Source organism: Pseudanabaena biceps PCC 7429 (assembly GCF_000332215.1).
Taxonomy (GTDB): domain Bacteria; phylum Cyanobacteriota; class Cyanobacteriia; order Pseudanabaenales; family Pseudanabaenaceae; genus Pseudanabaena; species Pseudanabaena biceps.
This window is the reverse complement of record NZ_ALWB01000329.1, coordinates 1-3,760: the sequence shown is the minus strand read 5'-3', so window position 1 is coordinate 3,760 and position 3,760 is coordinate 1. Positions and strand designations below refer to the sequence as shown.

The 3,760-nt window shown below is 42.2% G+C and carries 2 protein-coding genes; both read left to right on the top strand.

All coding sequences use genetic code 11. The features are described 5' to 3' along the window. Positions 1-88 precede the first annotated feature (88 nt). Positions 89-877, top strand: coding sequence for a sirohydrochlorin chelatase (locus PSE7429_RS21790; protein ID WP_009629543.1), 789 nt, complete (start codon positions 89-91; stop codon positions 875-877). A gap of 235 nt (positions 878-1,112) precedes the next feature. Continuing rightward, positions 1,113-3,650 carry a sensor domain-containing protein gene (locus PSE7429_RS21785; RefSeq protein WP_009629542.1) on the top strand — a complete coding sequence of 846 codons (2,538 nt, stop codon included), beginning with the start codon at positions 1,113-1,115 and terminating at the stop codon, positions 3,648-3,650. Positions 3,651-3,760 lie beyond the last annotated feature (110 nt).

Here is a 3,760-nt window from a genome sequence, read left to right as displayed (position 1 = left end):
CGTACCGCCCGCGTAGCGGGCGGTACGCTCTGACTTTGGTTTTTAATTATGCTGAACTACTGATTACAATTATACCGAGTATGATGAGATGAATGCTAGAGCGCTTTTTTTGATAACCCACGGTAGCAGCGATCGCCGTTCGTGGATTGCTTTGCAAGATCTCATCGCCGTAGCGAAATCTCGCATTGAACATAGAGATGATTGGCAATCTGGCGATCGCCAGATTGCCGATCGCTACATTAGCGGGGGCTGTCTTGAAGGATTAGAATTAACCCTATCTCAGCAATTAGAAGGATTTGCAACGCAAGCTATCCAAGCAGGTATTTCGGAAGTGGTGATCTTGCCTTTGTTTCTACTAGAAGGAGTCCATGTCAGCGAAGATATTCCCGCCGAAGTTGCGATCGCTCAGAATAACCTACAGGAAAGATTTATTGAACGATGCTCTGATTTTACATTTCGCATCACTCCTTATCTGGGAACAGATCCAGACATTCCAAAGCTAATATCGCGACAATTTGAGAAATATCGCACCGAGATATCTCATGGAGTGCCGACCCCAGCAATATCAGGTCGAATTTTGATCGCCCATGGTAGTCGTCGAGCAGGAGCGAATCAGGTTATTGAGGATTTAGCCAAGCCAAGCCAAGCGATCGCCGCCTATTGGGGAGTAGAACCCAAAATTGAAACGCAAATAGAAAAATTACTACTACAAGGAATTGAGCAAATCCAAGTCCTCCCATATTTTTTAAATGAAGGTGGAATTACCGAAGCGATTTCGAGAAGGCTGCAAAATTATAGCGATCGCGCTCAAATTCAACTGTTGCCAGTCCCACTATCTAAGGAGCAAATTATTGATTTGGCATGGAAATTTATTTGAGCCACAAAACAAAAACAAAAACAAAAGCAAAAGCAAAAATTTAGCGTATTTGGCACTCGTACCAATATTTTTGAGCTTTTATACTTAGTTGTGCCTAGCTACTTAGGCTTTAACGATTATATTATATTAAAATTATATTAAATTATTGGGGTAAGCTAAGGCTTTCTATGGTCTTTTCTTTCAACAGGGAAATCTCTAAAGTTGCAATTTTGAATGCCCCATCAAGGTACAAATTTTGACTGAAAGATATCAATATCTTAATCCCATATATCAAGAGGTTCTCAAACATGAACGTCTTAGAAACTTAATGCGTATTGCCAAATGTATGGAGAGCAGTACGGTTGGAGTGTTTGAGACAACTATTGACGACAAGATCATTGACGTTAGCATTTCCTTTTGTGAGTTATTAGGATATAGCAATTCACAAATTCGCGAACTTAACTACGAACAGATTTGCTATCCTGACGATTTATCTGCCTACTATGTGCTGAAGGAGAGATTGCTGTCGGGGGAAATTGATCGCTGCTACCTCAATGTACGTTATATTCGCGAAGATGGTCAAATTGTGCAGGTCATCCAAAGTACGGATCTTGATATTAGCGGGGCGAAGGAACCTTATTTTGTCAATCGATTTGAAGATATTACAGATTGGGAAAGGACAGATCGGAATAAGCAGGATTTTGAAAATAGAACACGCTATCTTTTTGAGAATAATCCCCATCCGATGTGGATTTACAATCTGGAAACCCTAGATTTTTTGGCAGTCAATCAGGCGGCAATCAACCACTATGGCTATAGTGAAGCAGAGTTTTTATCCATGACTGTGCTTGATATTCGTCCTGTTGAGGAGGTTCCCAAACTCTTAGAAGCGATCGCTAAAGTATCCATTGGCTTTAGCGTGCCTGAGATTTGGACGCATCGCAAAAAAGATGGTAGCCAGATTTTAGTTGAGGTTTCGGCGCATACCCTTGAGTATCAAAATCATAGATGTGAATTGATTTTAATCAATGATGTTACCCAAAAAATCCAAGCACAAGAAGACCTCAAACGGGCTGAGGCTAAATATCGTAGCATCTTTGAAAATGCGGTTGAAGGGATTTTTCAAACCTCAGCCGATGGGAAATTTCTCATTGCTAACCCAATGCTCGCTAAAATCTATGGCTATGCTTCTCCTGAAGATTTGGTTACTAATCTTACCAATATCGAAGAGCAACTCTATGTCGATCCTCAACGTCGATTGGAACTAATTGAACTTTTGACAGAACAGGAGGATGTTAAACAATTTGAATCTCAAGTCTATCGCAAGGATGGATCGATGATTTGGACTTCTGAAAATGTCCATGCTGTTCGCGATGTTATTGGTAATATTATTTACTTTGAAGGAACAGTTGAAGATATTACCGCTAGTAAACTTGCCAAGGCGGAGATCGAGCATCTGGCTTTTCATGACTCTTTAACCGATCTGCCTAACCGCGTTCTATTTCGCGATCGCCTTTGTGCAGCTTTGGTCAATGCATCGGCACAACTACAAACTCATATCGAGCGAAATCAAATTACCGATATCAAGACTCTCCCGCCATTGCTGGCGGTGATGTTTCTTGATCTCGATCGCTTTAAGTTAGTCAACGATACGATGGGTCATGCCGCAGGCGATCGCCTCCTCATTGAAGTTGCCAAAAGATTAAGTGATTGCATGTTTGAAAGTACTTTTCTCGCGCGGATGGGTGGGGATGAATTTATGATCTTTGTCTCTGAATTGCAAAGTATAGAATCCATTCAACAATTTGCTCAATTAATTTTACAATCCTTTGAACATCCTTTCTTAGTTGAAGAAACGCCCTTGCACATTGGTACGAGTATTGGCATTAGTCTCTATCCTAATGATGGAATGGATGAAGAAACTTTGATGAAGAATGCTGACACGGCAATGTTTCGAGCGAAAGAACGCGGTAGAAATCATTATCAACTCTACAATCATGCGATCGGTGCAAAGGTAAAAGAATATGTGGCGATCGAGAATGGAATTCGCCAAGCCCTCGAACGCTCAGAGTTTCAGGTGTTTTATCAACCGCAAATTAACTTGGTTACGGGGAAGATTGATTGCATGGAGGCGTTAGCTCGTTGGCTGCATCCCGAACTCGGATGGGTTCCCCCAAACCAGTTCATTCCTGCTGCCGAGGAGCATGGACTAATTGTCCGTTTGGGAGAATGGGTTTTATGCACGGCATGTCAGCAAAATTATCTATGGCAAAGTCAAGGTTTACCAGCAATTCGGATGGCAGTAAATTTCTCTGCCCAGCAATTTCAGGTGACGGATCTTTGTACGCGCGTTATGCAGATTCTATCGGAAACTGGTTTAGAACCGCAGTATTTAGAGATCGAAATTACGGAAAGCTTGGTAATGCAGGATCAAAGCACAACTATTGCTGTTCTTAAGAAGTTAAAATCCCTAGGGATGAGTATCTCGATTGATGATTTTGGTACTGGCTATTCTTCTCTCAGTTATTTACGTCTGTTGCCCGTTAGCAAGGTCAAAATCGATGCGAGCTTTATCCGCGAGACACCGCAAAATCGAGATGATGCCGCGATCACATCGGCAATAATTGCGATGGCTCATAACCTCAATCTGCGGGTAATTGCGGAGGGGGTAGAGCGAGAGGAGCAGCTAGAATTTTTGCGATCGCATAATTGTGATGCCGTACAGGGGTATCTATTCAGTCGTCCTATTCCCGCCGATGAAGCAACGCTCATCCTTCAATCTCAATTTCTGTAGAAGTTGTTTCGATCAAAAACAAGTTTGATTTTGTCCTATCGCAACGTAAGGTTTAAAACCCCAAAGGTGAGTGGCGGCGCTCCGCGCCGCCACTCACCTTTGGGGTTTTA

Coding starts and splice junctions, on each gene's coding strand:
- PSE7429_RS21790 (WP_009629543.1), top strand. CDS start 89: ATGAATGCTAGAGCGCTTTTTTTGATAACCCACGGTAGCAGCGATCGC.